Origin of the sequence: Streptomyces sp. LX-29 (genome assembly GCF_029541745.1) — a bacterium.
Classification (GTDB): Bacteria; Actinomycetota; Actinomycetes; order Streptomycetales; family Streptomycetaceae; genus Streptomyces.
In genome coordinates, this window is record NZ_CP089746.1 from 1,278,690 (window position 1) to 1,304,160 (window position 25,471).

The 25,471-nt window shown below is 72.5% G+C and carries 25 protein-coding genes and 7 tRNA genes; 12 read left to right on the forward strand and 20 right to left on the reverse strand.

What is annotated here, in order from left to right:
• Positions 1-113: 113 nt before the first annotated feature.
• From pdxT to pgsA, 6 genes are all read right to left on the reverse strand, one after another.
• Positions 114-707 carry a pyridoxal 5'-phosphate synthase glutaminase subunit PdxT gene (gene pdxT / locus LRS74_RS05595; protein ID WP_277739937.1) on the reverse strand — a complete coding sequence of 198 codons (594 nt, stop codon included), beginning with the start codon at positions 705-707 and terminating at the stop codon, positions 114-116.
• A gap of 276 nt (positions 708-983) precedes the next feature.
• A complete protein-coding gene (gene pdxS, locus LRS74_RS05600; protein WP_277739938.1) occupies positions 984-1,907 on the reverse strand; it encodes a pyridoxal 5'-phosphate synthase lyase subunit PdxS in 924 nt (307 codons plus the stop codon).
• 559 nt (positions 1,908-2,466) lie between these two features.
• Positions 2,467-3,033: a hypothetical protein gene (locus LRS74_RS05605; RefSeq protein ID WP_277739939.1), complete on the reverse strand. Its 567-nt coding sequence runs from the start codon at positions 3,031-3,033 to the stop codon at positions 2,467-2,469.
• Positions 3,034-3,146: 113 nt separating this feature from the next.
• Positions 3,147-4,322: a glycosyltransferase family 4 protein gene (locus tag LRS74_RS05610; RefSeq protein WP_277739940.1), complete on the reverse strand. Its 1,176-nt coding sequence runs from the start codon at positions 4,320-4,322 to the stop codon at positions 3,147-3,149.
• Between the two features lie 13 nt (positions 4,323-4,335).
• The gene (locus LRS74_RS05615; RefSeq protein ID WP_277739941.1) at positions 4,336-5,268 is read right to left on the reverse strand and encodes a phosphatidylinositol mannoside acyltransferase; all 933 of its coding nucleotides are present in this window, start codon (positions 5,266-5,268) and stop codon (positions 4,336-4,338) included.
• Positions 5,265-5,933, reverse strand: a complete 669-nt coding sequence (gene pgsA / locus LRS74_RS05620; protein ID WP_277739942.1) for a phosphatidylinositol phosphate synthase — start codon at positions 5,931-5,933, stop codon at positions 5,265-5,267. Before pgsA ends, LRS74_RS05615 begins: the two co-directional genes overlap by 4 nt.
• Before the next feature lie 184 nt (positions 5,934-6,117).
• Between pgsA and LRS74_RS05625 the strand changes: the two genes are divergently transcribed.
• Both LRS74_RS05625 and LRS74_RS05630 read left to right on the forward strand, forming a co-directional pair.
• Entirely contained in the window at positions 6,118-8,319 is a 2,202-nt protein-coding gene (locus tag LRS74_RS05625) for an elongation factor G-like protein EF-G2 (protein ID WP_277739943.1), read from the forward strand.
• 227 nt (positions 8,320-8,546) lie between these two features.
• The gene (locus tag LRS74_RS05630; RefSeq protein WP_277739944.1) at positions 8,547-10,202 is read left to right on the forward strand and encodes a hypothetical protein; all 1,656 of its coding nucleotides are present in this window, start codon (positions 8,547-8,549) and stop codon (positions 10,200-10,202) included.
• Between the two features lie 99 nt (positions 10,203-10,301).
• On the opposite strand, the gene LRS74_RS05635 is transcribed toward LRS74_RS05630, so the two are convergent.
• Positions 10,302-10,862 (reverse strand): HIT domain-containing protein, encoded by a 561-nt coding sequence (locus LRS74_RS05635; protein ID WP_277739945.1) that lies wholly within the window; start codon positions 10,860-10,862, stop codon positions 10,302-10,304.
• Positions 10,863-10,929: 67 nt separating this feature from the next.
• Here LRS74_RS05635 and LRS74_RS05640 point away from each other — a divergent pair, with 67 nt between their 5' ends.
• Positions 10,930-11,643, forward strand: a complete 714-nt coding sequence (locus LRS74_RS05640; RefSeq protein WP_277739946.1) for a potassium channel family protein — start codon at positions 10,930-10,932, stop codon at positions 11,641-11,643.
• 31 nt (positions 11,644-11,674) lie between these two features.
• Here LRS74_RS05640 and thrS read toward each other — a convergent pair whose 3' ends face one another.
• The 3 genes from thrS to LRS74_RS05655 form a co-directional block, all read right to left on the reverse strand.
• Entirely contained in the window at positions 11,675-13,654 is a 1,980-nt protein-coding gene (gene thrS / locus LRS74_RS05645) for a threonine--tRNA ligase (protein ID WP_277739947.1), read from the reverse strand.
• Positions 13,655-13,800: 146 nt separating this feature from the next.
• Positions 13,801-15,012, reverse strand: coding sequence for a hypothetical protein (locus LRS74_RS05650; RefSeq protein ID WP_277739948.1), 1,212 nt, complete (start codon positions 15,010-15,012; stop codon positions 13,801-13,803).
• Entirely contained in the window at positions 15,012-15,494 is a 483-nt protein-coding gene (locus LRS74_RS05655; RefSeq protein ID WP_277744613.1) for a DUF4365 domain-containing protein, read from the reverse strand. Before LRS74_RS05655 ends, LRS74_RS05650 begins: the two co-directional genes overlap by 1 nt.
• 278 nt (positions 15,495-15,772) lie before the next feature.
• Between LRS74_RS05655 and LRS74_RS05660 the strand changes: the two genes are divergently transcribed.
• Positions 15,773-16,498 (forward strand): 3'-5' exonuclease, encoded by a 726-nt coding sequence (locus tag LRS74_RS05660; protein ID WP_277739949.1) that lies wholly within the window; start codon positions 15,773-15,775, stop codon positions 16,496-16,498.
• 126 nt (positions 16,499-16,624) lie between these two features.
• On the opposite strand, the gene LRS74_RS05665 is transcribed toward LRS74_RS05660, so the two are convergent.
• The 4 genes from LRS74_RS05665 to LRS74_RS05680 form a co-directional block, all read right to left on the reverse strand.
• Positions 16,625-16,696: transfer RNA gene (locus tag LRS74_RS05665), tRNA-Val, on the reverse strand.
• Between the two features lie 64 nt (positions 16,697-16,760).
• A complete protein-coding gene (locus LRS74_RS05670) occupies positions 16,761-17,252 on the reverse strand; it encodes an SRPBCC family protein (RefSeq protein ID WP_277739950.1) in 492 nt (163 codons plus the stop codon).
• A 127-nt stretch (positions 17,253-17,379) separates the two neighbouring features.
• Positions 17,380-17,451: transfer RNA gene (locus LRS74_RS05675), tRNA-Val, on the reverse strand.
• Positions 17,452-17,528: 77 nt separating this feature from the next.
• Positions 17,529-17,981, reverse strand: coding sequence for a TIGR02611 family protein (locus LRS74_RS05680; RefSeq protein WP_277739951.1), 453 nt, complete (start codon positions 17,979-17,981; stop codon positions 17,529-17,531).
• Positions 17,982-18,170: 189 nt separating this feature from the next.
• Here LRS74_RS05680 and LRS74_RS05685 point away from each other — a divergent pair, with 189 nt between their 5' ends.
• A complete protein-coding gene (locus LRS74_RS05685) occupies positions 18,171-18,584 on the forward strand; it encodes an SsgA family sporulation/cell division regulator (RefSeq protein WP_003959770.1) in 414 nt (137 codons plus the stop codon).
• A 195-nt stretch (positions 18,585-18,779) separates the two neighbouring features.
• A complete protein-coding gene (locus LRS74_RS05690; RefSeq protein WP_277739952.1) occupies positions 18,780-19,337 on the forward strand; it encodes a CGNR zinc finger domain-containing protein in 558 nt (185 codons plus the stop codon).
• Positions 19,338-19,446: 109 nt separating this feature from the next.
• On the opposite strand, the gene LRS74_RS05695 is transcribed toward LRS74_RS05690, so the two are convergent.
• Positions 19,447-19,710, reverse strand: coding sequence for a hypothetical protein (locus LRS74_RS05695; protein WP_277739953.1), 264 nt, complete (start codon positions 19,708-19,710; stop codon positions 19,447-19,449).
• 214 nt (positions 19,711-19,924) lie between these two features.
• Positions 19,925-20,368, reverse strand: a complete 444-nt coding sequence (locus LRS74_RS05700) for a hypothetical protein (protein WP_277739954.1) — start codon at positions 20,366-20,368, stop codon at positions 19,925-19,927.
• Positions 20,369-20,522: 154 nt separating this feature from the next.
• Between LRS74_RS05700 and LRS74_RS05705 the strand changes: the two genes are divergently transcribed.
• Positions 20,523-21,047, forward strand: coding sequence for a DsbA family protein (locus tag LRS74_RS05705; protein WP_144382415.1), 525 nt, complete (start codon positions 20,523-20,525; stop codon positions 21,045-21,047).
• A gap of 532 nt (positions 21,048-21,579) precedes the next feature.
• Here the strand turns inward: LRS74_RS05705 and LRS74_RS05710 are convergent.
• The 3 genes from LRS74_RS05710 to LRS74_RS05720 all read right to left on the reverse strand — a co-directional run bounded on the left by LRS74_RS05710 (position 21,580) and on the right by LRS74_RS05720 (position 24,462).
• A complete protein-coding gene (locus tag LRS74_RS05710) occupies positions 21,580-22,419 on the reverse strand; it encodes a GNAT family N-acetyltransferase (RefSeq protein WP_277739955.1) in 840 nt (279 codons plus the stop codon).
• Positions 22,420-22,558: 139 nt separating this feature from the next.
• Complete coding sequence (locus tag LRS74_RS05715) at positions 22,559-23,398, reverse strand: aminodeoxychorismate lyase (RefSeq protein WP_277739956.1); 840 nt, start codon at positions 23,396-23,398, stop codon at positions 22,559-22,561.
• Complete coding sequence (locus tag LRS74_RS05720) at positions 23,395-24,462, reverse strand: chorismate-binding protein (RefSeq protein ID WP_277739957.1); 1,068 nt, start codon at positions 24,460-24,462, stop codon at positions 23,395-23,397. The genes LRS74_RS05715 and LRS74_RS05720 overlap by 4 nt, the downstream gene beginning before the upstream one ends.
• A 171-nt stretch (positions 24,463-24,633) precedes the next feature.
• On the opposite strand from LRS74_RS05720, the gene LRS74_RS05725 reads away from it, so the two are divergent.
• The 5 genes from LRS74_RS05725 (at position 24,634) to LRS74_RS05745 (ending at position 25,092) form a co-directional block, all read left to right on the forward strand.
• Positions 24,634-24,706, forward strand: a tRNA-Gly gene (locus LRS74_RS05725).
• Between the two features lie 30 nt (positions 24,707-24,736).
• Positions 24,737-24,810, forward strand: a tRNA-Cys gene (locus LRS74_RS05730).
• Between the two features lies 1 nt (position 24,811).
• Positions 24,812-24,883 (forward strand) — tRNA-Val (locus LRS74_RS05735).
• A 23-nt stretch (positions 24,884-24,906) separates the two neighbouring features.
• Positions 24,907-24,978 (forward strand) — tRNA-Val (locus tag LRS74_RS05740).
• Positions 24,979-25,020: 42 nt separating this feature from the next.
• A tRNA-Val gene (locus tag LRS74_RS05745) sits at positions 25,021-25,092 on the forward strand.
• Between the two features lie 55 nt (positions 25,093-25,147).
• Here LRS74_RS05745 and LRS74_RS05750 read toward each other — a convergent pair.
• Positions 25,148-25,426, reverse strand: a complete 279-nt coding sequence (locus tag LRS74_RS05750; protein WP_277739958.1) for a zf-TFIIB domain-containing protein — start codon at positions 25,424-25,426, stop codon at positions 25,148-25,150.
• Between the last annotated feature and the right edge of the window lie 45 nt (positions 25,427-25,471).

Below are 25,471 nucleotides of genomic sequence, written 5' to 3' on the forward strand. Positions count from 1 at the left end.
CCGACAGTCTCCTTCGCGTAACTCCTTGAGAAACCAACGTCTGAGATCCTACCGGGATCTCATGCCTCACCCGTCGTCCACCGCCACTCTGCCGTGAACTCCAGGCGGGGCCCCTACCGCCGTGCCGCGCGGACCATGTCGACGAACAGGGCGTGCACCCGGTGGTCGCCGGTGAGCTCCGGGTGGAACGACGTGGCCAGCACGTTGCCCTGGCGGACCGCGACGGTGTGGCCGTCGTAGGTGGCGAGCACCTCGGCGGCGGCGCCCACCGACTCCACCCAGGGGGCGCGGATGAACACGCCCTCGACGGGCCCGCCTTCGACGCCGGCGACGTCGATCGCGGCCTCGAAGGACTCGTTCTGGCGACCGAAGGCGTTACGGCGCACGATCATGTCGATGCCGCCGAGGGTCTCCTGGTCCTCGCGGCCGTCCAGGATCTTGTCCGCGACCATGATCATGCCGGCGCAGGTGCCGTAGACCGGCAGCCCGGCACGCACCCGCTCGCGCAGCGGCTCCAGCATCCCGAAGATGACGGCGAGCTTCGACATCGTGGTGGACTCGCCACCGGGGATCACCAGGCCGTCGACCTCGGCGAGCTCCTCGGGGCGGCGGATCGGACGGGCCTGGGCGTCGGCCGCGGCGAGCGCGACGAGGTGCTCGTGGACGTCGCCCTGCAGGGCGAGAACACCGATGAGGGGGGTGGACACGGGTGGGACCTCTCTTGTTCAGGGCTCGGTTCGCCTCCGGGCGCCCCCCTTGGGGGAGGGCTCGGTTCGCCTCCAGGCGCTGTGAGCGACTGCCGACGGTTCGGCGGCCGCGCGCCCTTCGGCTCACTCGCCGGTCCGGACCGGTCCGTACGGGCCGGAGTCCGTACGCGACCGCGCGGCCGGGCGTCCGCGGCGGGGAGCCGGGCACCTTCGTTCACTCGTCGGGGGCGGCCCGCGATCGGCGCGGACCGCCCTCCGGCTGCGGAAGCGCTTCGACTACCAGCCGCGCTTGGCGTAGCGCTCGGCCTCGGGCAGGGTGTCGCAGTTGATGCCGACCATGGCCTCGCCGAGGTTGCGGGACGCGTCCGCAATGATCTTCGGGTCGTCGTAGAAGGTGGTGGCCTTCACGATGGCGGCGGCACGCTTGGCCGGGTCGCCGGACTTGAAGATGCCGGAGCCGACGAAGACGCCCTCGGCGCCGAGCTGGCGCATCAGGGCCGCGTCGGCCGGGGTGGCGACGCCACCGGCGGAGAACAGCACGACCGGCAGCTTGCCGAGCTCGGCGACCTCCTTGACCAGCTCGTACGGGGCGCGCAGCTCCTTGGCGGCGGCGTACAGCTCGTGGTTGTCGAAGCCGCGCAGCTTGGCGATCTCGTTCTTGATCTGACGCAGGTGGCGGACGGCCTCGACGACGTTGCCGGTGCCGGCCTCGCCCTTGGAGCGGATCATGGCCGCGCCCTCGGCGATGCGGCGCAGGGCCTCGCCCAGGTTGGTGGCGCCGCAGACGAAGGGCGTGGTGAAGGACCACTTGTCGGAGTGGTTGACCTCGTCGGCCGGGGTCAGCACCTCGGACTCGTCGATGTAGTCCACGCCGAGCGACTGGAGCACCTGGGCCTCGACGAAGTGGCCGATGCGGGACTTGGCCATGACCGGGATCGAGACGGCGTTGATGATGCCCTCGATCATGTCCGGGTCGGACATGCGGGCGACGCCGCCGTCCTTACGGATGTCGGCCGGGACCCGCTCCAGGGCCATCACCGCGACGGCGCCGGCGTCCTCGGCGATCTTCGCCTGCTCCGGGGTGACGACGTCCATGATCACGCCGCCCTTGAGCTGCTCGGCCATGCCGCGCTTCACGCGGGCGGTGCCGGTCGCGGGAGCCTCGTCGGGCCGGGGCGTGCTGGGGAGCGTGCTGGACACGGTTTGACCTCACTTGACGATGAAAAGGCGATGAGCCAATCGTAGGCTCGTTCGACGCCGGCCCCTGATCCGCCAACTGGTCCAGGTCGCCGGCCTCACTGCTACACGACAGACAAAAGCCGCTGGCCCCGGCGAGCGACAAGGGCCAATCCGAGTCCGGTGGCTCGTTGCGCCGGTCCGCGCGGAGTCCCGGGCGGCGCGGAGTCCTGGGGGCGCGGAGTTCCGGGCCGCGCGGAGTTCCGGGCCGCGCGGAGTTCCGGGCCGCGCGGAGTCCCAGACCGCACGGAGTCTCCGAGCCGCGCGGGGCGTGCGCACCGCGCGGGCGGCCACACACGCGCGGACGGCGGCACCGCGCGGTGTGCCGCGATGCGCGCGGAGTACGGCGCCACCGCACGGTCCACCGCCCTTCTCGGGCCGTGGCACGCGAGGAGGCCCCCGGGAACACGGCTCGGGCCTCGCGGGCGCCGAGCCTGCGGACGCCCCCAGGGGTGGGGTAGGCGGGACCGGTCGGGCGCCGCGCGGGGACCGGCCGCCGTGCCGCGTGGCGGCGGGTAACCCGTCAGGCGGCCCGTACGACCAGGGCCGTCGGCGGCTCGTCGTCCATCTCGAAGGCCATCGGGAACGGCGCGTGCCCCGCCAGCCGGAACCAGCGCACCGTACGGTGGCGGCGCAGCGCCCGTGCGGCCCGCACCGCGTCGTTGTGGAACCGCCGGGCCATCGGGACCCGCCGGACGGCCTCCGTCAACTCCCCCAGCGCCCGGTCACCGCCGGGCACCTCGTGGACCGCCTCCATCTGCCCCGGCTCGCCCAGGACGGCCCGTAGCGCCTGGCTCAGCTCGCTCTCGGCCACCTCGCGGTGCTCCTCCTCCGCCTGCCGCGCGCCGTGCGCCGCCTCGTAGAGCACGATCGAGGCCGCGGGATCGAGCACCCCCGCGGTCGCCAGCTCCTGCGCCACCGAGGCACGCCGCAGCAGCTGCGCGTCCAGCGCCGCCCGCGCGGCGTCGAGGCGGCTGTGCAGACGGTCCAGGCGTCCCGCGGTCCAGCTCAGATAGACGGCGATGACGATCAGGACGGCCGCGATCCAGATGAGAGTGCTCACGCGCAGCCACGCTACCGCCTGCGACATGCGCCTCCGGTGCGACCGCGGCCCCGCTCCCCGCCCCGGTCACGCGGTCACGCGGTCACGCGGTCACGCGGTCACGCGGTCACGGCGGACGCGGGTCGCCGTCTCGGGCGTTCTCAGGAGCGGCGGCGCAGGCGTTCGCGAACGGCCACCCGCGCGGGGGTGCCGGTGCGGTCGTCGGCGGCGACGGACGCCATGCCGTCGGTGACGGTCTCGTAGACGGCCAGGATGTCGGCGCCCACCGTGGACCAGTCGAAGCGCCGCACATGGCGGCTGCCGCGGTCGCTGAGCTCCGCGCGGCGCGCCGGGTCGGCGAGCAGCTTGAGGACGGCGTCGGCCAGCGCCTCGGCGTCCTCGTTGGCGAAGAGCTCGCCGGCGGCTCCGCCGTCCAACACCTGGGCGAAGGCGTCCAGGTCGCTGGCGAGGACGGTGGCGCCGGCGGACAGCGCCTCGACCAGGATGATGCCGAACGACTCTCCCCCGGTGTTCGGCGCCACATAGACGTCCACGCTGCGCAGCAGCCGTGCCTTGTCCTCGTCGCTGACCATGCCCAGGAACTCGACGCGCTCCCGCATCTCCGCGGGCAGGCCCGCGACGGCCTCCACCTCGTCGCCGCGCCCGGCCACGAGCAGCCGGGTCCGTGGCCGCTCGGCCAAGATCTTCGGCAGCGCGCGCATCAGGACCGGCAGGCCCTTGCGCGGCTCGTCGATGCGGCCGATGAAGCCGAGGGTGTCCCCCTGCCACTCCGGCTGGGGCTCCGCGCGGGCGAAGAAGTCGACGTCGACGCCGTTGGGGATCACCACCGCGTCGCCGCCCAGGTGCTCCACCAGGGTGCGCCGCGCGTACTCGCTCACCGCGATCCGCGCGCTGATCTTCTCCAGGGCCGGCTGGAGGATCGGGTAGGCGGCGATCATCGCGCGGGAGCGCGGGTTGGAGGTGTGGAAGGTCGCCACGATCGGCCCCTGGGCGGCCCAGCAGGTGAGCAGGCCGAGCGAGGGCGAGGTGGGCTCGTGGATGTGGATGACGTCGAAGTCGCCCTCGTGCAGCCAGCGGCGTACCCGCGCGGCCGACAGGAACCCGAAGTTCAGCCGGGCGACCGAACCGTTGTAGGGCACGGGTACGGCGCGTCCGGCGGAGACCACGTACGGCGGCAGCGGGGTGTCGTCGTCCGCCGGCGCGAGTACGGACACCTCGTGCCCGAGCCGGATCAGGTGATCGGCCAGGTCTCGGATGTGGAACTGCACGCCCCCGGGCACGTCCCAGGAGTACGGGCAGACGATCCCGATCCTCACAGTGTCTCCGTCCTCACAGCGTCTCCGGTCCGCCACGGCCCTGGGCGCGCGTCGCGCGGCCGGGCTCCAGATCCGCGAGCCACAGCCGCTGGAGCATGTGCCAGTCCTGCGGGTGGTCGGCGATGCCCGAGGCGAAGGCATCGGCGAGCTCCTGGGTCATCCGGGCCACGCGCTCGGCCCGGCTGCCGGTCTCGGGCACCTCGATCGGCGGGTGCACCCGCCCCTGCATGGCCGGCGAGTCGTCGTACCAGAGGGTGACCGGGAGCAGCAGCGCCCCGGTCTGGGCGGCCAGCATGGCGGGGCCGGCGGGCATCTTCGCCGCCTCGCCGAAGAACTGCACCTCGACACCGGAGGCCGACAGGTCCCGGTCGGCGACCAGGCACACCAGGCCGCCGGCGCGCAGCCGCCGCGCCAGAGTCCCGAAGGCGGCGGCGCCCTCGTGTGGCAGCACCTCCATGCCCAGGCTCTCGCGGTAGGCGACGAACCGGTCGTAGAGGCTCTCCGGCTTGAGCCGCTCGGCGACGGTGGTGAAGGGCACGCCGAGCGTGGTGGTGACCCAGGCGCCGGCCAGGTCCCAGTTGGCCAGGTGCGGCAGGGCGAGCACCACGCCCCGACCGCTGGCCAGACCGTCCTTCAGATGGTGCGCGTCGTGGCAGGTGAAGCCGGCCTCGATGCGCTCCGCGCTCCATGCCGGGAGCCGGAAGGACTCCATCCAGTAGCGCATGTAGGACCGCATGCCCGCGCGGGACAGCTGTGCGAGCCGGCCGGCGGAAGCCTCGGGGACGACCCGCGCGAGGTTCGCTTCGAGGCGGAGCACACCCGCGCCCCGCCGCTTCCACGCCACATCGGCGATGCGCTGCCCGAGGCGCACGGCCACCGGCTCCGGGAGCTTCTTGACCGTGCTCCAGCCCAGGCCGTACAGCGCGTCGGTCAGCCGGTCCTTCACCGTGCGTCGCCTCCGTGGGCCACCGGCTCAACCTCGGCGTCCGCCTCGGCCGCCTCCCTCCGAACGGTGACGACCCGCTGCACGAGGGTGACGAAGCTGCCCACGGCCACGATCCACAGCGCGATCGGCAGCAGGATGTCGACGTGCGGCACGCCGAACTTGTGCAGCCCGGAGAAGCCGCAGGCCACCAGCGAGATCACCAGTCGCTCGGCGCGCTCCACGAGCCCGTTCACGTTCACCGGCAGCCCGATGCTCTCGCCCCGCGCCTTGGTGTAGGACACGACCTGTCCGCTGGCCAGGCAGAAGATCGCCACCGCACACAGCGCGTTGTCGTCGCCGTTGCCGGCGTACCAGAGCGCGAGTCCGCCGAAGATCGCGCCGTCGGCGACCCGGTCGAGCGTGGAGTCCAGGAAGGCGCCCCAGCGGCTGGATCGGCCCAGCTGGCGGGCCATGTTGCCGTCGACCAGGTCGGAGAAGACGAAGAGGGTGATGGTGACCGTGCCCCAGAAGAACTCTCCCTGGGGGTAGAAGACCAGCGCTCCAGTGATCACACCGCCGGTCCCGACGAGGGTCACCGCGTCGGGGCTCACCCCGAGGCGGATGAGCAGCGCGGCGAACGGTGTGAGAACACGCGTGAAGAATGCACGCGCGTACTTGTTCAGCATGGCCTTCCCAAGAGGGTCGATACGGGCCGTGTGGTCAAGAGGCCACCGGCTGGCCCATCGTAGCCACGCCGCAGGGGGGCGACACGAACGCATCACGCAACGGCTGGATGTGCGACGTATGGACGGTCCGTTACCAGGGTGGAAAGCTCGAAGTACCGCAGGTGTCGACCGGGAGGCGAGACACATGGGCGAGAAGACAGGAACGCACCCAGGGGCCGCCGGCAGGGCAGTGACGGCCGACCGGCCCAGCTCTGTACGGAACGTGGTGCTGGTCGGCCACAGTGGCTCGGGAAAGACCACGCTCGTGGAGGCCCTGGCGCTGGCCACGGGCGCGGTGAACCGGGCGGGTCGGGTGGAGGACGGCGGTTGTCTGTCCGACTACGACGAGATCGAACACCGACAGCAACGGTCGGTACAGCTGTCCCTGGTCCCCGTGGAATGGGGCGGAATCAAGATCAATCTATTGGACACCCCCGGGTACGCCGACTTCGTCGGGGAGCTGAGGGCCGGTCTGCGGGCAGCGGACGCGGCCCTCTTCGTCGTTTCGGCGGCGGACGGGGTGGACGGTGCCACCCGCCTGGTGTGGGACGAGTGCGCGGCGGTGGGCATGCCGCGCGCCCTGGTGATCACGCACCTGGAAGCGGCCCGCGCGGACTTCGAGGAGATGACCGAGACCTGCCGCGCGGCGTTCGGCGGGGACGATCCGGACGCCGTCCTGCCGCTCTACCTGCCGCTGCGCGGCGCGCCGGGTCCGGACGGCCACGCGCCGGTGACCGGCCTGATCGGGCTGCTTTCCCAGCGCGTCTTCGACTACGCCGGCGGCGAGCGCACGGACTCCGAGCCCACCGCCGACCAGCTGCCGCTGATCGAGGAGGCCCGTAACCGGCTCATCGAGGGGATCATCGCCGAGAGCGAGGACGAGACCCTGATGGACCGCTATCTGGGCGGCGCCGAGATCGATGTGAAGACGCTGATCGAGGACCTGGAGAAGGCCGTCGCCCGCGGCACCTTCCACCCCGTGCTGGCCGCGGCCCCCGCCACCGACGGCGCCCGGCACGGCCTGGGCACCGTCGAGCTCCTGGAGCTGATCACCGGCGGCTTCCCCACGCCGCTGGAGCGCGAGAACCCCGCCGTCACCACCCCGCAGGGCGCCCCACGCCCCCCGCTGGCCTGCGACCCGGAGGGCCCGCTGGCCGCCGAGGTGGTCAAGACCTCCTCCGATCCGTACGTGGGCCGGCTCTCGCTGGTCCGGGTCTTCTCGGGGACGCTGCGCCCCGACGAGACCGTGCATGTCTCCGGGCACGGTCTGGAGGACCGCGGCCACGAGGACCACGACGTCGACGAGCGGGTCGGCGCCCTGTCCGCCCCCTTCGGCAAACAGCAGCGCACCCTGCCCCAGGCGATCGCCGGCGACCTGGCCTGCGTGGCCAAGCTCAGCCGCGCCGAGACCGGTGACACCCTGTCCTCCAAGGACGACCCGCTGCTCATGGAGCCCTGGCTGATGCCCGACCCGCTGCTGCCCGTCGCCATCCAGGCGCACAGCAAGCCGGACGAGGACAAGCTGTCCCAGGGGCTGGCCCGGTTGGTGGCCGAGGACCCGACCATGCGCCTGGAGCAGAACCAGGACACCCACCAGGTGGTCCTGTGGTGCCTGGGCGAGGCCCACAAGGACGTGGCCCTGGAACGGCTGCGCTCGCGGTACGGCGTGCAGGTCGACACCGTGCCGCACAAGGTGTCGCTGCGCGAGACCTTCGCCGAGAAGGCCGGCGGGCGCGGCCGGCACGTCAAGCAGTCCGGCGGGCACGGCCAGTACGCCATCTGCGAGATCGAGGTGGAACCGCTGCCGGGCGGTTCCGGGATCGAGTTCGTGGACAAGGTCGTCGGCGGGGCGGTGCCGCGCCAGTTCATCCCGTCCGTGGAGAAGGGCGTGCGCGCCCAGGCCGCGCGCGGCGTGGCGGCCGGATATCCGCTGGTGGACGTGCGGGTCACGCTGCTCGACGGCAAGGCGCACTCGGTGGACTCCTCCGACGCCGCCTTCCAGACCGCGGGAGCCCTGGCGCTGCGCGAGGCGGCCGCCGAGAGCCGGATCGACCTGCTGGAGCCCGTGGTCGAAGTGCGGGTGCTCGTCGCCGACGAGCACGTGGGCGCGGTGATGAGCGATCTGTCGGGGCGGCGTGGCCGGGTGATGGGCACCGAGCAGTCCCCCGGCGGACTCACGCTGATCAAGGCCGAGATCCCGGAGATCGAGATCGGGCGGTACGCCATCGACCTGCGCTCCCTGTCACACGGCACCGGCCGGTTCTCCCGGTCCTACGCCCGGCACGAGCCGATGCCGCGGCAACTGGCCGACCGGCTGCGCGAGCAGGCCGCGCAGAACGGCGGCTGAGCTCGCCGCGACGGAGGTGACCCGGGGTCCCGCCCCGCGACGGACGTGATCCGGGGTCGCCCCGCGACGGACGTGATCCGGGGTCGCCCCGCGACGGAGGCGGACCGAGGACGGCCGCCCGCACGCGGGCGGTTATCCACAGGCTCCGAGGCGCTGGCGACAGGCGGCGGGCACCCCCGATACGCTGTGATCGCAGCTCAAGCAGCATGCGGCATAGGGGGCGTTGAGTGACGGCGGACGTATTCGACTTCAGTCCGGGGGCGCAGGTACCGCTCTCGGGCGCGGCGGGGCAGACGGCGGCGACGCAGGCGCTGGCCTCGGCCGCCTACCGCGACAGCCCGGTGGCCAAGCTCCTCGACGCGAACTCCGATTGGACCAAGTCGGAGGTCAAGGCGCCGCGGTTCTCGCTCTTCGAGCCGAACCTGGGAGAGGCGTTCGCGCGCGCCGTGCAGGTGCGGATGCTCGGCGGCGCCCGCGGCCAGCTGATCCAGTCCTTCGGCATAGAACCGCAGACGGTCGTCGAGCACTGCCTCGCGGCCAACCGCATCCGCAAGCAGCGCGACGCCCGCCTCACCGTGGTGATGGTCATCTTCGGGCTGCTGTTCCTGCCCGGTGTGCTGCTGTGGCTCGGCGCGTTCCAGATCCGCCGGTGGGCGGCGGGGGCCCAGGACAAGCGGGTCGGCGCGGGCGGTTTCGTGGTGCTGGCGGTGCTGGGCCTGCTGGCCCTGATCTTCCTGATCAAGCTGCCCTTGACCGGCTTCCTGGGGTACTACCTGCGGGGCGTGATCCTGGCGCCGGTGATCGGCTGGTGGTGGGCCAAGCGCATCAGCGAGCGCACCGCCAAGGACCTGCGGGAGCGCTGGGAGGGGCTGCTCTCGGGCGGCGGAGTCGGGGCGAAGATCCCTGAGGCCGTGCCCAGCGCCCCCGGCGAAACCGCCGCCGAGCAGCTGCGCAAGGGGCTGGAGGAGCTCACCGCGGAGCAGTACAGCAACGTGGTCTTCTACGCCGGCGGCAAGGGCATACTCGGCATGGGCACCCGCTGGGGCAGCTGGCAGCTGGCCGAGGACCTGGTGCCCGCCGAGCCCGGCACGGAGATCAACCCCTTCCGCAGCTGGGACGTCATCAAGGCCATCCACGACCAGCTGCGGCTGCTGGAGCGCGGGGCGCTGCACACCGGCGGCTTCCCCACCCCCTCGGTGCGCCACTGGGTCGTCTCCCCCATCGGTGAGAACGCCGGCTCGGTCTCGCGCGGCGGCACCACCGCGGAGGAGGGCTTCCAGATAAAGGGGGTCGAGCTCCAGCGGATCTGCGACCAGCAGCAGTTCGGCGCCGGTGACCGGCACTACCTGGGCGTGCAGTTCGTGCTGTGGGACGGCCAGCTGGTGATCACCATGCTCACCACGGTGACCTATCTGCACAACACCCTGCGGATCGAGGTCACCGGCCACGCGCTCGGCCCGGTGCACCCGCTCTTCACCACCAAGCCCACCGCCCCGTCCAAGACGGTCAACAAGACCGTCAAGTTCTGGGAGACCAAGTCCATCCCGCTGCCGCTGGTGGACGCGAAGGAGGTGGTGCGGCTCGCGGCCCGCGCCCCCTTCACCTGGTACCCGCCGCTGCTGGACTACCTGGGCGGCAAGCTCACCCTGCCCGAGCCGTTCGGCCTGCGCCACGCCTGGGCGGACAAGCCCTGGCGGCACCGGTTCATGGCCGATGACGCGCTGCGCGCCGCCACACCCGTGCTGCGCGTCGTCCACGAGGCGGCGATACGCGTGCTGCAGGACAACGGCGTCAACACCGAGCGCTTCGGCAACCGCGCGCTGGTGCTCAGCGGCCAGGTCCAGGACCCGGCCCCGCGCAAGGCGGACGAGTACAACGCCTAGCGGTCCGGCCCACCCCGGCGACCGCCCGGCTCACCACCCCACGGCCGGGCCCGCCGGGTGGCGGGTCGGGGGCCCGGGACCGGCCGGGCGGGCGGGGGCTCAGACGCCGGGCCAGGCCTCGGCGAGCATCCGGCGGGTGTCCGCCAGCAGCTGCGGCAGCACCTTGGTGTGCCCGACCACCGGCATGAAGTTGGTGTCCCCGCCCCAGCGCGGCACCACGTGCTGGTGCAGGTGGGCGGCGATGCCGGCGCCGGCCACCGTTCCCTGGTTCATGCCGATGTTGAAGCCGTGGGCGCCGGAGGCGGTGCGCAGCGCGACCATGGCCGCCTTGGTGAACTCGGCCAGCTCCATCGTCTCCCGACCGTCCAGCTCGGTGTAGTCGGCGACGTGCCGGAACGGGACCACCATGAGGTGGCCGCCGTTGTACGGGTAGAGGTTGAGCACGGCGTAGACGTGCGAGCCGCGGGCGATGACCAGGCCGTCCTCGTCGGACTTCTCCGGGATGGTGCAGAACGGGCAGCCGTCCCCCGCCCCCGGGCCGGTGGGCTTGTTCTCGCCCTGGATGTACGCCATCCGATGGGGCGTCCACAGGCGCTGGAAGGCGTCCTGGGTGCCGACTCCGATCTGCTGTTCCGGCTCACGCGTCATGATGAGCAGCATATGGCTTCGCCCGTTCGGAGCGTGTCGCCGGGTGGGGCGTCGATCACCGGCCGGCGATGCTGAGCCGATGGACGACCACCCTCGCCGGCCCCGGGACGAGCGGCGGGCCCGGAGCGACGCCCGGGCCCTGAGCGCGGAGCGGACCCGCGGCTGGGAACAGCGCACCGCGCTTGCGCTCTATGTCGCGTCGCAGCTCTTCCTCGCCTCCTACGCGATGCGGGTGCTGGCCCCCGGGCTGCCCCCGTTCTGGCACACGGTGTGCGTGGTGGTGACCGACACCTGCTGGGCGGTGTTCATCGTGGATTACGTGGTCCGATGGCGGCTCAGCGGTATGGGGCCGCGGTTCGTGCCCACCCATCCGCTGGACACCGTGGTGCTGGTGATGCCGCTGCTGCGGCCGTTGCGTCTGGTGCACACCTACTCGGTCATGAAGGAGCGCCGGGCCGAGCCGCGGCTGAGCCTGTACGCGCGGGTGATGACCTACGCCGGCCTCTCCGCGCTGCTGCTCGGCTTCTCCGCCTCGCTCGCCGTCTACGAGGCGGAGCGCGGGGCGCCGGGCACCACGATCCGCACCTTCGGCGACGCGGTGTGGTGGGCCTGCGCGACGCTGACCACGACGGGTTACGGGGACGCGGTCCCGGTGACCCCGCGCGGACGGGTGGTCGCGGCGGGGCTGATGATGTGCGGGCTGGCGCTGCTGGGGGCCGTGACCGGCTCGTTCTCGTCCTGGCTGATCCAGACCTTCACGCGGGAGGACGAGAAGAGGCCCCCGGGGCGCTAGCGAGCGCTCCGGGGGCCTCCCGACGTCGGCGTCAGACCTGGACGCGGTCCTCGACGGCCTTGACGATCTCGGCGATAGCCTCGTCGATCGGCACGCCGTTCTTCTGCGAGCCGTCGCGGTAGCGGAAGGACACGGCGTTGTTCGACACGTCCTCGTCACCGGCGATGATCATGAACGGCACCTTGGCCTTCTGCGCGTTCCGGATCTTCTTCTGCATCCGGTCCGAGGAGGCGTCGACGTCCACCCGCAGCCCCTTGGCCTTCGCCTTCGCGGCGAACTCCTGGAGGTAGGGGACGTGGGCGTCGCCGATCGGGATGCAGACCGCCTGCACCGGGGCCAGCCAGGCCGGGAAGGCGCCCGCGTAGTGCTCCAGCAGCACCGCGAAGAACCGCTCGATGGAGCCGAACAGCGCGCGGTGGATCATGACCGGGCGCTGCCGGGAGCCGTCGGCCGCGGTGTACTCGAGGTCGAAGCGCTCCGGAAGGTTGAAGTCGACCTGGATGGTGGACATCTGCCAGGTCCGGCCGATGGCGTCGCGCGCCTGGACGGAGATCTTCGGCCCGTAGAAGGCCGCGCCCGCCGGGTCCATGATCAGCTTCAGGCCCTGCTCCTCGGCCGCCGTCCGCAGGACGTCGGTGGCCTCCTCCCACGCCTCGTCCGACCCGATGAACTTGTTCGGGTCCTTGGTCGACAGCTCCAGGTAGAAGTCGGTCAGACCGTAGTCGCGCAACAGGTTCAGCACGAAGGTCAGCAGCGAGTCGAGCTCGTCCGCCATCTGCTCGCGGGTGCAGTAGATGTGCGCGTCGTCCTGGGTGAAGCCCCGGGCGCGGGTGAGGCCGTGCACCACGCCGGACTTCTCGTACCGGTACACGGTCCCGAACTCGAACAGGCGCAGCGGCAGCTCACGGTAGGAGCGCCCGCGCGCGTCGAAGATCAGGTTGTGCATCGGGCAGTTCATGGGCTTGAGGTAGTAGTCCGTGCCCTCGTCCAGCTGCATGGGCGGGTACATGCCGTCGGCGTACCAGTCCAGGTGGCCGGACTTCTCGAACAGCGCGCCCTTGGTCGCGTGCGGGGTGTAGACGAACTCGTAGCCCGACTCCTCGTGCCGCCTGCGCGAGTAGTCCTCCATGGCCCGGCGGATGATGCCGCCCTTGGGGTGGAAGACGGCGAGGCCGGAGCCGATCTCCTCCGGGATGGAGAACAGGTCGAGCTCGCTGCCGAGCCGCCGGTGGTCGCGCTTCTCGGCCTCGGCGAGGAAGTCCAGGTGCGCCTTCAGCTCGTCCTTGGACGGCCAGGCGGTGCCGTAGATGCGCTGCAGCATCGGGTTCTTCTCGCTGCCGCGCCAGTACGCCGCGGCGCTGCGCATCAGCTTGAAGGCCGGGATCATCCGGGTGGACGGCAGGTGCGGACCGCGGCACAGGTCCTTCCAGCACAGCTCGCCCGTCTTGGCGTCCAGGTTGTCGTAGATGGTCAGCTCGCCGGCGCCCACCTCGGCGGAGGCGCCCTCGGCGGCCTCGGCGGCCGAGCCCTTGAGCCCGATCAGCTCCAGCTTGTACGGCTCGCCGGCCAGCTCCTCGCGGGCGGCCTCGTCGGTCACCGCGCGGCGCGAGAACCGCTGGCCGCGCTTCTGGATCTCCTGCATCTTCTTCTCGATGCGCTTGAGATCGTCCGGCTGGAACGGGTCCTTGACGTCGAAGTCGTAGTAGAAGCCGTCCTTGATCGGCGGGCCGATGCCGAGCTTGGCCTCCGGGAACAGCTCCTGCACAGCCTGCGCCATCACGTGCGCGGCCGAGTGGCGCAGGATGTCCAGGCCGTCCTTGCTGCCGATCTCGACCGGCTCCACCTCGTCGCCGTCGGCCAGCTCGTACGCCAGGTCCTTGAGCTCGCCGCCCACGCGGGCCGCGACGATGGCGCGGTCGGCGGCGAAGAGGTCCGCCGCCGTGGTGCCCGTGGTCACCACGCGCTCTTCCCGCTCGGAATCGCGTTGGATGATCACACGGACGTCCGACACCGGTCTCTCCTGACTTGTGGCTGCGTGTCGCAGCAAACGCTGCGCAGCGTGAATCGTACCGAGCCAGGGGCCATGACCGCTAAACGGTTCGCGCTCCTCGCGCGGGGCGGCGGTTCCAGTGGGGCGAGTCCCCCGGCCGCGCGGCCTCACGAACCGAAGCCCTCGGCGTCCCCGCACGCCTCCTCGAAGAACTCCAGGTTCTCCTGGAGCGACTTCAGCAGGCGGTCCCGCTCCGCCTCGTCGACCTGGACCGGGGTCACCCCGCTCGCACCCGTCAGCCGCCGGAATCCGCCCCGGCTCTCCAGCCGCCCGCTGACCCGGATGGGCAGCCCGACCAAATGAGCGTGGCCGGCGATGCGGTAGTCGTCCGCTCCCAGGGCGACGCGCAGCCGCGCCACGTCGGCGCCGGCGAGCACCCCCAGCCGCACGGTGCCGGGCCCGTCGGGGGCGTCGCGGCGCAGCCGGAGCACCACGCCGGTGACGCGCACGGGCACGGAGGACTCTCCCCTGAGGTAGCGGGCGCCGGCCTCGCGCAGCCCCGGCAGGTCGCCGGGTGAGAACTCCACCGGCTCCGGTCGGGCCGCGAAGCCCTCGGGCGGGCCGGCCGCCGGCGACCACTCGATGGCGATGCGAGCGCCTTGCGCGCCCCGGACGAGCGTGACGAGGGCCTCGGTGAGCTCGCGACTCACCCCGGCCGCGACGGCCGCTTCGAAGGACTCCGTCCCACCGGTGGCGCGCTGGTAGTCGGCGGCGTCGCGGGCGGCGTACAGGGCGCGCAGCAGAGCGGCGGTGGTGGTGCGGCCGTCGGCGACGGGGACGAAGGCGGTGAGCTCGCGGCCGCCGGAGCCGGCCGGGCCGACCAGGACGCGCGCCAGCCAGTCCGCGGCCTCGCGGCGGTGTCGGGCGCCGTGGTAGCCCACCCGGTCGTGCGTGGCCAGGGCCCCGGCGAGCAGCGTCGCCCGGGCGCCGGCGCGCAGTTGCTCCTGCACGGCCCAGGCGCCGACGGAGCCCGGGGACCGGCCGGACTCGGGGGCCTCGCGCCACCAGCGGATCTCGTCGCTGGGCACGGCGAGGCCGGTGAGCACCTCGCGGGCGGAGGGGGCGGCGCTGCGGCTGAGCGCGGTGAGCGCCTCGGCGAGCAGGTCGCCGCTGTCGGGGAACTCCCGGCTCTCGGGCACCAGCAGACTGGTGCCGGCGCCGAGTGGGCCGGGCGGCGTCCAGCGGGCGTAGCGCCCCGGCGCGCCACCGCGGCGGCGCCAGCCGTGCCGGGCGAGCAGGGCGCCGAGGACGGCCGGATCGATGTGGTCGGGGTGCGGGGTGGGCACGGGTTCGTCGGTCGGCCGGTGCGTTCGGTGCATCAGGGTCTCCCTCCCGCCCCGACCCGGGTCATGATCTCGCAGAGCGCGCGGTCGTCGAAGATCCGCGAGGTCGGGATCCGCACGGTGGTCCGGCGGGCGCCCCGCACCGGGTGGCCGGCCAGATTGGTCCAGTAGCAGCAGTGCCGCAGCGCGAGCCGGTCGTGCTCGGCCCGGAGCCAGTCCTCCCGGGCGCGGGGCACGATCATCACCACGAGGATCTTGTGCACCGAGACCGGGCTGCGGGCCAGCTTGATCAGGTGGTCGTTGTCGAGGGTGAAGCCGAAGGTGGGCCCCGTCGGGTGCGGGGCGAGTTGGTAGGTGGCCTTCAGCTGCACCTTGATGGTCACCTCGTCGTCCACGGCGTGACCGGGGGCGCTGTGGCTGAGGTGCCAGTCGATGCCGTTGTCGGGGAAGGGCTGTGCCAGCGAGCAGCCGGCGGCCGCCGCTACCGCGTGCAGATAGCCCACCTGCAGGGTCTCCATGCAGGCGGTGGTGGCGAGTGAGCCGCGCACCGGGATCCTCCGCTCGGGCGACCGGCGGTGCGTCGGCGTGGCCGGGTCGGGATGCGCGAGCGCCATGTCCCCCACGCCTTCCGGGCTTTGCCGTTCGATCACCGGCGAACGCCGGCGCGTACACCTGTGTTGTCTCCGCGCCCCAGGGTCGGCAAACGACGGCGTTCGGTGACCAAAGTCCTCGGGTATCACCAGGTCGGGCGGGGTCACAGGTGCCATCTGGCAAGCAAGCAAGAGGAGTTGGGGCCATGCCGCGCTGGTTCGAGGGGCCGCTGGCCGCCTTCGACACGGAGACCACGGGTGTGGATGTCGAGCGGGATCGGATCGTGTCGGCGGCGCTGGTCGTGCAGCGCACGGCCGGTGGCGTTCCGGAGGTTCGGCGCTGGCTGGTGAGTCCGGGCGTACCGGTGCCGCCGGAGGCGACCGCGATACACGGACTGACCGAAGAGCACCTCCAGCGCCACGGCCGGTGGCCGGCGCCGGTGATGGAGGAGGTGGCGCGGGCGCTGGCGCAGCAGTCCGCGCGCGCCACACCGCTGGTGGTGATGAACGCGCCGTTCGACCTGACGTTGTTGGACCGCGAGCTGAAGCGGCACCGCAACGCCTCGTTGGCCGGCTATCTGTCGATACATCCGCTGTGCGTGCTGGACCCGTACGTGCTGGACAAACATCTGGACCGGTACCGCAAGGGTCGCCGCACGCTGACCGATCTGTGCGCGCACTACGGGGTGGAGCTGACGGGGGCTCACGAGGCCGCCGCCGACGCCACCGCCGCCCTGGACGTGGTACGGGCCATAGGCCGCCGCTTCGCCGAGCAGCTGGAGCCGCTCAGCGTCGCCGAGCTGCACACCCGCCAGGCGGTCTGGTACGCGGCGCAGGCGCGTGGGCTCCAGGCGTGGTTCGCGCGCAACGGCTCCGAGGCGACCTGCGATCCGGCCTGGCCGCTGCGTCCGGACCTGCCCGCCGTGGCCTAGGGCAGGCGATGGGGGCGTGGGCGAGCAGCCGGGGTGTGGTCGTCGGCGAGACGGCCCGATGTCGATCGCCAGGGCGTCTCAACGACGAAGACCGGGCCGCCTGTTGGCGGCCCGGTCTGATCGGGGTGGGCGATACTGGGTTCGAACCAGTGACCTCTTCGGTGTGAACGAAGCGCTCTCCCACTGAGCTAATCGCCCCGATGTCCGTTGGGGTTTCCCCCGGCGGAACGCCCTGAACAATACAGGTCGCGGGGCGTTTCGTTCAAACCGCGTACGGACCGCGCCCCCGCGCGGGGCCCCGATCCGCCCCGGCGGCCGCCAGACGGGCCCGCAGTCCACGCCGCCCGGCCCGCATCATCAGGGCGTGGTTGGCCCGGAAGACGGGCCGGCCGGGGACCGACAGCCACCGCAGCAGCGCCTTGCGCACCACCACGTCCTGATCGAAGACGGCCAGGCTGCCGGCGCCCCGGTCCCGTACCGTCCAGCGCGCCCAGCCCTCCAGGTCGCCGTGGAGGGCGATCCACAGCACCCGCGCCTCGGAGTCCTCATGCGCGCCGTCGAGGGTCACCGTCAGGTCGTACGGGATCAGGGAGCGGAAACGGAGGGTGCCGCGGTCCGCGCCGGTGCGGTTCGCCTCGCGCACCTGCGGCCACCACAGCGGGTACCCCTCGGGGGCCGCGAGCGCCGCGTAGACCTCGCCCGGCGGCGCGTCGAGGTCCCAGCGGCTGTGAAAGCGGTAGCGACTCCAGTCCATGACGCCATTGTGACGGCCATCACGGCCACCCCCGAGGACTGCGCGGGCAGGGCCGCCGGCCAGGGGTGGCACAGGACGGAAAACGCCGAGGGCCCGGAGGTGGATACCTCCGGGCCCTCGGTCCGGGTGGGCGATACTGGGTTCGAACCAGTGACCTCTTCGGTGTGAACGAAGCGCTCTCCCACTGAGCTAATCGCCCGGGCGCAGGCCCAACATTAGCGCATGTCAGACCCCGCTTTTGACCACCGTCGAGCGACGGCCGTCAGGCGATGGCCGTCACTCCTCGATCTTCCACGGCATCACGAGGCCGAACTTCACCACGTAGACCGCCATCGCCGCCGCGCAGATCACCAGCGCGATGGTGGTCAGGATGATGTTCCGCTTGCGCACCCTGGGGTCCAGCGCGCGCTGCGCCGCCTCGGTGACCTTGCGCTTCGTCCAGCGCAGCACGAGCTGCGCCCAGACGAACTCGGTCGCCCAGATCGCCATGCCACCGAAGATCACCACCCAGCCGGGGCCGGGCAGCGGCAGCATGATGATGCCCACGATCACGACCGCGAGACCCACGATGAAGACGCCGACCTGCCAGCTCACGTGCAGGGTCCGGTGCCGCTTGATGAACTGCGGCGCCTTGGAGCCCAGGGCGGGCTCTCCCGTCGCGCCGTCCCCCGTAGCGGCCCCGGCCGCCGCGGCGGCGACCTCCTGCCGCTCGTCACTCTCCGCATTCATAGGGCCAATTTACCGGATCGAACGATGTCGCCGGGATGGCGGTACCGCTGAGCCGAAAACTCCGCCGCCCGAGCTATCAGAACACCCACAAAACGGTCAGAGGGGTTTACAACGGCACCGTAGGTGGCATGTCGATTTCGCCGACGTGCGAATCCCCGAGCGCACACTGAGCGAAAGGCCCTGGCGCTTATGAACACCACGGTCAGCTGCGAGCTGCACCTGCGCCTCGTTGTGTCGAGCGAGTCCTCACTGCCTGTACCCGCGGGCCTGCGGTATGACACGGCCGACCCCTACGCCGTGCACGCCACCTTCCATACCGGAGCCGAAGAGACGGTCGAATGGGTGTTCGCCCGCGACCTGCTCGCGGAGGGCCTGCACCGGCCCACCGGAACCGGCGACGTCCGCGTGTGGCCGTCCCGCAGCCACGGCCAGGGCGTCGTCTGCATCGCCCTGAGCTCCCCGGAAGGCGAGGCCCTGCTCGAAGCCCCGGCGCGGGCCCTGGAATCGTTCCTCAAGCGAACCGACGCCGCCGTGCCACCCGGCACCGAGCACCGACACTTCGACCTCGATACCGAGCTCTCCCACATCCTGGCCGAGAGCTGAGGCCGAGGAGCGAGGAGAGCCGAGCGCAGCCGTCCGACTCGGGGAGACGGCGCGAGCACCGCGGTGGCGGTCCACAACCGAACATCAGCACAGGTGGCGAGGGTGCCGCCGACGCGGAGACCCGCGGCGGCGGCACCTCGGCGTACCGAGCCGCTAGAGTCGGCAGGATCGAAGGGATGTCCCAGGGAGCCAACCGTGCTGATCAATCACGACACCCGGTGCGCGCTCGACGCGGTCGTCGCCCTGGTGAACACCACGCCGGAAGGCACGGACCAGGACGAGCTCACCGACGTAGCCGCCCTGCGCCGCTTCGTCGAGGAGCAGTCGATCAGCGACGTGCGAAGCCTCACGGAGCGTGACCTGGCGGCGGTCCGCGAGGTCCGCGCCCGCTTCACCGAGGTCTTCGCCGCCGAGGACACCAAGGCCACCGCCGCGCTGCTCAACACCATGGTGGCCGGCGCCGGCACCACCCCCCAGCTCACCGACCACGACGGCTACGACTGGCACGTCCACTACTTCGCGCCCGGCGCGTCGGTCGCCGACCACCTCGCCGCGGACGGCGGCATGGCCCTGGCCTTCCTGGTGGTGGCCGGCGAGCGCGAGCGGCTGCGGCGCTGCGAGGCACCGGACTGCGGACGGGCCTTCGTCGACCTGTCCCGCAACCGCTCCCGCCGCTACTGCGACAGTCGCACCTGCGGGAACCGGCTCCATGTCGCGGCCTACCGGGCGCGCCGCCGCGAGGCCGCGGACTGATCGGCCAGGGGCGAGCCCCCTGCCCCCTGGGGCCTGCCCCTCGGGCTCTCGGGCCTCGGGCCTCGGGCCTCGGCGTGATCGTCGTCACCGGCGGAGGCGGCGTGGACGGTCACCAGCGGTAGAGGTCGTGGACGGCGGTGAGCAGCAGCAGCATGCCGATGACTCCCAGGAAGAGCATCAGCGGGGGCTGCGAGAGCGCGAACAGACAGCCGCGCGAATCCTCGGCCGCGACAGGCGGAGCGGGCTTAGCCAGTGCGGCCGGCGGCGTCGGTGCCGACGGCTCGGACGCCCCGGGCAGCCGCGCGGCCGCTACGGAGGACGGAGACGGCCACGCGGGCGGCTCGGCCTGGTGCGGCACAGGCGAGTGCGGCACGGGCGGACAGGGGGCCTGCCGCCGTGGGGCCGTCGGGCACGGGAGCTGTCGACGGTGGGCCGAGGGGCACTGGGCGGACCGGCAGGGGACCCGCGGTCGTTCGACGAGGGGAGGTCGCTCCCCGGGTGATTGCTGCATCTCGCGGAGATGATGACGCACCGTGCCGAGGCACGCGACCAACTCACGCTTTTTGACAGCTAGTTCACGAAGATCGTCAGATCCCGTGTTTCTTGAGGATCGCTTCGATGTCCGAGAAGTCGTCGTCGGAGGCCGCCGCCTTCTTGGACCTGCCCTGCCCGGCGGTCCTGCCCGGCCTCCCCCGCGCGGCCGGTCGCCCGGCCCCGGCGGACAGCTCGCCGGCTCCCGCACCGGACACCGCCCCGTGCTCCTCGGCGGCGCCCACGGCGCGGCGGTCGGCGGCCCGGGTCAGCGCGAACAGCAGCCAGGAGAGCCCCAGCACCCCGAAGCCCAACCAGACGCTGGGCTCGAAGACCAGATCGGCGACCCAGTCGATGATCCCGGTCATGACCAGGCCCAGGGGGATCAGCGCGTACGCGGCGATCCGGGCCGCGGCCCGGAAGCGTCTGCGGTACGCGGTCAGCCCGGCGATGCCCAGCCCGGCCGCGGACAGGGCGGAGCAGACGGTCTCGGTCAGCATCGGTTCCTCCCGCCGGTGGGTGCTGTCCTTCCATCGTGCACCTCACGGCGTCGTACGGACCATCGTCTGGGCGCCGGCTCAGGGAGATCTCCGGGGCGCGCTCGTCCCCAGGTCCGAGTGCGAGGAGTACGCCGCGGGCTGGAAGACTGGCCCCATGAGCGACACCGAACCGTCCCGCCCCGCCGGCCCCGTCGTCCTCGACGTGTGGTGCGAGCTCCAGTGCCCCGACTGCCGCGGCGCGCTGAGTGACCTGCACGCCCTGCGCGAGCGCTACGCGGACCGCCTGGAGATCCGGCTGCGTCACTTCCCGCTGGAGCGGCACAAGCACGCCCACGCGGCCGCGCAGGCCGCGGAGGAGGCGGCGGAGCAGGGCCAGGGCTGGCCGTACGTGGAGGCGGTGCTGGCCCGCGCGGAGCAGCTCGGCGAGCGCGGCGAGTCGCTGCTGGTCGAGGTGGCACGGGAACTGGGCCTGGACGCCGAGGAGATGGACACCGCGCTGATCGACGGCCGGCACATCCTGATCGTCGACGCGGACCACGCCGAGGGCAAGGCGATCGGCGTCACCGGCACTCCGACGTACGTGATCGGCGGGGAGCGGCTGGACGGCGGCAAGAGCCAGGAGGGCCTGCGCGAGCGCATCGAGGAGATCGCGGACCGGCTGCTGGCCGACCAGGGCTGACCGCCGAGCCGGGGGCCCGACCGCCACGCGGCACCGGGCCCCGGCTCGGCCGCCACGCGGCACCGGGCCCCCGGCTCGGCACCGGAACCGTGGCAGGTTCACGGGGCGCGGTCTCAGGGGCCCGGTCTCACGGGCCGGCCTCGGGGGGGGCCGGCATCAGGGCCCGGTCTCAGGCGCCCGATCTCACTGGCCCATTTCACGGCCCGGTCGGTCTCACGGCCCGGCCTCACAGGCCGACCTCAGGGGCCCGGCTCAGGGCCCCGGTCTCACGGGCCCGGTCTCACCGGCCGCATCTCGCGGCCCGGTCGGTCTCACGGCGGTCTCAGGGTCGGCCTCACGGGCCCGGTCTCAGGGCCGGTTCATGGACCCACAGCCCACGGTCACGCCCCCGAGCGTCCTCGGGCGGGACAGGGCGGGAACAGGGCGGGAACAGGGCGGGGCAAGGTGGGGTCCGGTGTCTCGCGCGCATGGCGTGCCGGCGCCCAGGGCCGCTCCGCCGGAGCGGCGCCGGCATCGGGCCTACCCGGCGTCGCTAGAGCAGCTCCTTGGCGAGGTGGTAGCGGGTGGGGCGGTAGTCGAGGGACTCGTAGAGCCGCAGCGCGGGCGCGTTGCCCGCGAAGACGTGCAGCCCCAGGGTGCGCGCCCCGACCGCCAGGCTCTCCCGCTCCGCCAGGAGCATCAGGGCGCGGCCGTGGCCGTGGCGGCGGTGCCGCGCGTCCACCTCGACCGTGAGGACATACGCGTCCACGCCGTCCTCCAACCCGCCGCCGAAGGCCACCCAGAGCGTGCCGACGTCGATGCCGTGGTGGGCGAGGACCCGCAGCGCGACGTTCTCCCCGGCGGGCCCCTCGGGGAGCTTGGCCGCGTGGTCGGCGTCCGTCGCGGCGCGGGCCCGCTCCTCCGGCACGCCGCGCTCCACCAGGCAGCGGACGCGGTGCGCACGCTCGCGCGGGAGCCACTCCGCGTAGTCGTCCGCCGTCATGGCGCGCGGCTCGCCGCCCGCGGGCAGGGCGGGCGCCACCTGTGGCAGCTCCTTGACCATCTGACGGCCGCGCTCGCCGTAGCCGAGCGCGCCCGCGAGCCCCAGGGCGGTCGTGGCGGTGGCCGGAAGGGTGGTCTCGACGCGCCGGCACCCCCAGCCGCGCAGCACCTCCTCGGCGGCCAGCGCGGCGACCGTGCCCCGGCCGCGGTGCCGGTCGCGCTCGTCGATCTCCAGGCGTTCGATCCGGCCGACGGTCGGCCCGAAGCGCGCGGAGGTGGCCAGCTCGATCCGGCCGACCGGCCGACTGTTGACGCACACCTCGTACGCGCGGGCACGCCCGCCGTCGTCGGTACGCCGCTCGGGCGCGGAGGGCCGCAGAGTGGTGGTCATCCTCGTGTTCTACCTGCCGGGCGGCCGGCCGTCACCAGCTTCGGGGAAGCCGGCCGCGGCGACCACCCCGCGCGACACCGCCCGTATGCGCGCGACCGCGCGGGCGGACGACCGGGAGCGGTGCGGCGTAGGGGCCGGGCTACGCCGGGTCGGGCTCGACCGCCGAACGCTCCGCGAAGATCCGCATGGCCTTGGCGGCGACCGGCCCCGGCACACCCGGATCCGACAGCAGCGTCCGCTCGTCCAGCCTCGCCACTGCCTGGACGTCCCGCAGGCTGGAGGTCAGAAAGACCTCCTCCGCCCGGCTCAGCACGTCGAACGGCAGGTCGGCCTCCTGGGCGCCCACCCAGTCGACCACCAGGGCCCGGGTGATGCCCGCCAGGCAGCCCGCGGCGACCGGGGGCGTGTAGAGCTCGCCGTCGAGCACCACGAAGACGTTGGAGCCGGTGCCCTCGCAGAGCCGGCCGACGGTGTTGGCGAACAGCGCCTCGCTGGCGCCCTGTTGGTGGGCCCGCGCGAGGGCGATCACGTTCTCGGCGTAGGAGGTCGTCTTCAGTCCCGCCAGCGCGGAGCGCTCGTTCCGCGTCCAGGGCACGGTGATCGCGGCGGTGGTGTCCGCGCGGGGCGCGGAGACGCCGAGGGCGACCGCCAGGGTCGGGCCCGTGGTGCCGCGCTCGGAGCCGAGGGGGGAGATGCCGCCGGTGTAGGTGATCCGGAGCCGGCCGCGTTCCATCGGGTTGGCCGCCAGCACCTGGGCGCAGGCGTGCCGCACCTCGTCCAGGTCCGGCTCGGGGAGCCCGAGCCCCCGCGCGGAGCGGGCGAGCCGCTCCAGGTGGCGGGTGACGGCGAAGGCCCGGCCGCGCTCGGCCTTGAGCGTCTCGAAGACCCCGTCACCGACCGTCAGTCCGTGGTCGAAGACCGACACCCGCGCGGTGTCCGCCGCGCGCAGCGCGCCGTCCAGCCAGATCGTTCCCGTCACCGTACGGCCCCTTCCGTCGGCTGATGTGCCCCCGACGCTACCGCGAGCAGCCGGGACGCCTTCAGCTCGGTTTCCCGCCACTCCCGCTCGGGGTCCGAGCCCCAGGTGATGCCGGCGCCGGTGCCGAAGCGCAACACCGGCCCGCCGGGGAGGTCCTCGGGCGTCCGGTCGATCCAGAAGGTGCGGATGCCGACCGCGAGCTCACCGGCGCCGCTGTCGGCGTCCACCCAGCCGATCCCGCCGCAGTACGGGCCGCGGGGCGCGGTCTCCAGCTCCCGGATGATCCGCAGGGCGCTCGACTTGGGCGCGCCGGTCACCGAGCCCGGCGGAAACGTTCCGGCGAAGAGCTCCGCCCACCCCGCCCCCTCGGCCAGCTGCCCGCGGACCGTGGAGACCAGGTGGACCAGGCCGGGGTGGGGTTCCACGGCGCACAGCGCCGGCACGGTCACCGAACCGGTGGCGCAGACCCGCCCCAGGTCGTTGCGGACCAGGTCCACGATCATCACGTTCTCGGCGTGGTCCTTCTCCAGCAGATCCGCGGCGGTGCGCCCGGTGCCCTTGATCGGCCCGGACTCCACCGTCCGGCCGGTGCGCCGCAGATACAGCTCGGGCGAGGCCGTGGCGACCTCCACGCCGTGCCGGGGCAGTCGGACGGTCCCCGCGTACGGGGCCGGGTTGCCGCGCGCCAGCACGGCCGTGAGCGCGTCCACGTCGGCCCGCGCGGGGTCGGGCAGCGGGGCGGACAGCACCCGGCACAGATTGGCCTGGTAGACGTCGCCGGCCGCGATGTACGCGCGGATGCGACGCACGCCCTCCTCGTAGGCGACCCGGTCCAGGGAGGAGGTCCAGTCGGCGGGAGCCGGGCCGCGCCAGGCCCCGGGCACCGGCTCGGGCACCGGTTCACTGCGCACATCGCCGAACCGGGCACACACGAGCCCGCCCTCGAAGTCCGCGACCACGGCCCAGAAGCCCCTGGAGTCCAGGGCCGCCGGATCGCTGGTCACATCGCGCAGATCGGTGGCGACGAGGCCGCCGAAGCGGGCCAGAGGGGGGAGGTCGTACACGTCAGCGAGTCTATGGCGGGGGGCCCAAGGGTGCCTCGGGCAGGTGAATCGAAGGTGTCCGCGAGGACAGCGGCTCAGCACGCTGGGGAAACGGAATTTGAGCTGGCTCAGGAATCCGCTAGAGTTCAACACGTCGCCGGGACGCGGAAGCGCCCCGGAGAAACGACACCTGCGGACGTGGCTCAGTTGGTAGAGCATCACCTTGCCAAGGTGAGGGTCGCGAGTTCGAATCTCGTCGTCCGCTCGGAGTGGGGGATTCCCGTCCCCCGCGACTGGTGGAGTGGCCGAGAGGCGAGGCAACGGCCTGCAAAGCCGTCTACACGGGTTCAAATCCCGTCTCCACCTCCAAGGACGATTAGCTCAGCGGGAGAGCGCTTCCCTGACACGGAAGAGGTCACTGGTTCAATCCCAGTATCGTCCACTCGGATCCGCGAGGATCCGCCCGCGCGATTAGCTCAGCGGGAGAGCGCTTCCCTGACACGGAAGAGGTCACTGGTTCAATCCCAGTATCGCGCACGCAGTGCCCGCATGTAGGTGGTTGATTCGTGCGGTTCCCGAGGACGATTAGCTCAGCGGGAGAGCGCTTCCCTGACACGGAAGAGGTCACTGGTTCAATCCCAGTATCGTCCACACCGATAAGGCCGAGGGCCGGAGCTTCCGCTCCGGCCCTCGGTCGTTTCCCCGCTCAGGACGAGAAGAGCATGCGGCCGAAGGTGCGGTGCCGGTGGCCGTGGTGCCCGTGGTGGCCCTGGTGCGGCGCACCCCACGCGGGAGCGGCCGGGTACGCCTGCGGGGCCGGCGGGGGCGGCGGCGGGGCGGCCTGCGTCCACTGCGCCTCAAGCTGGGTCAGCGACTCCAGCTCGCCGTAGTCCAGGAAGATCCCCCGGCAGCCACTGCACTGCTCGATCTGGACGCCGCTGCGGTTGTACGTATGCATCGGCGCATGGCACTTGGGACACTGCATGTCCGCTCAACTCCTCATGCTTCGGACAAATCACGCAATCGGAAC

Coding starts and splice junctions, on each gene's coding strand:
- LRS74_RS05750 (WP_277739958.1), bottom strand. CDS start 25,426: ATGCAGTGTCCCAAGTGCCATGCGCCGATGCATACGTACAACCGCAGC.
- pgsA (WP_277739942.1), bottom strand. CDS start 5,933: ATGCTGAACAAGTACGCGCGTGCATTCTTCACGCGTGTTCTCACACCG.
- LRS74_RS05605 (WP_277739939.1), bottom strand. CDS start 3,033: ATGTCGCAGGCGGTAGCGTGGCTGCGCGTGAGCACTCTCATCTGGATC.
- LRS74_RS05700 (WP_277739954.1), bottom strand. CDS start 20,368: ATGCTGACCGAGACCGTCTGCTCCGCCCTGTCCGCGGCCGGGCTGGGC.
- LRS74_RS05635 (WP_277739945.1), bottom strand. CDS start 10,862: ATGCTGCTCATCATGACGCGTGAGCCGGAACAGCAGATCGGAGTCGGC.
- LRS74_RS05625 (WP_277739943.1), top strand. CDS start 6,118: ATGGGCGAGAAGACAGGAACGCACCCAGGGGCCGCCGGCAGGGCAGTG.
- LRS74_RS05650 (WP_277739948.1), bottom strand. CDS start 15,012: ATGCACCGAACGCACCGGCCGACCGACGAACCCGTGCCCACCCCGCAC.
- LRS74_RS05710 (WP_277739955.1), bottom strand. CDS start 22,419: ATGACCACCACTCTGCGGCCCTCCGCGCCCGAGCGGCGTACCGACGAC.
- LRS74_RS05705 (WP_144382415.1), top strand. CDS start 20,523: ATGAGCGACACCGAACCGTCCCGCCCCGCCGGCCCCGTCGTCCTCGAC.
- LRS74_RS05685 (WP_003959770.1), top strand. CDS start 18,171: ATGAACACCACGGTCAGCTGCGAGCTGCACCTGCGCCTCGTTGTGTCG.
- LRS74_RS05660 (WP_277739949.1), top strand. CDS start 15,773: ATGCCGCGCTGGTTCGAGGGGCCGCTGGCCGCCTTCGACACGGAGACC.
- LRS74_RS05670 (WP_277739950.1), bottom strand. CDS start 17,252: ATGGACTGGAGTCGCTACCGCTTTCACAGCCGCTGGGACCTCGACGCG.
- LRS74_RS05680 (WP_277739951.1), bottom strand. CDS start 17,981: ATGAATGCGGAGAGTGACGAGCGGCAGGAGGTCGCCGCCGCGGCGGCC.
- LRS74_RS05655 (WP_277744613.1), bottom strand. CDS start 15,494: ATGGAGACCCTGCAGGTGGGCTATCTGCACGCGGTAGCGGCGGCCGCC.
- LRS74_RS05640 (WP_277739946.1), top strand. CDS start 10,930: ATGGACGACCACCCTCGCCGGCCCCGGGACGAGCGGCGGGCCCGGAGC.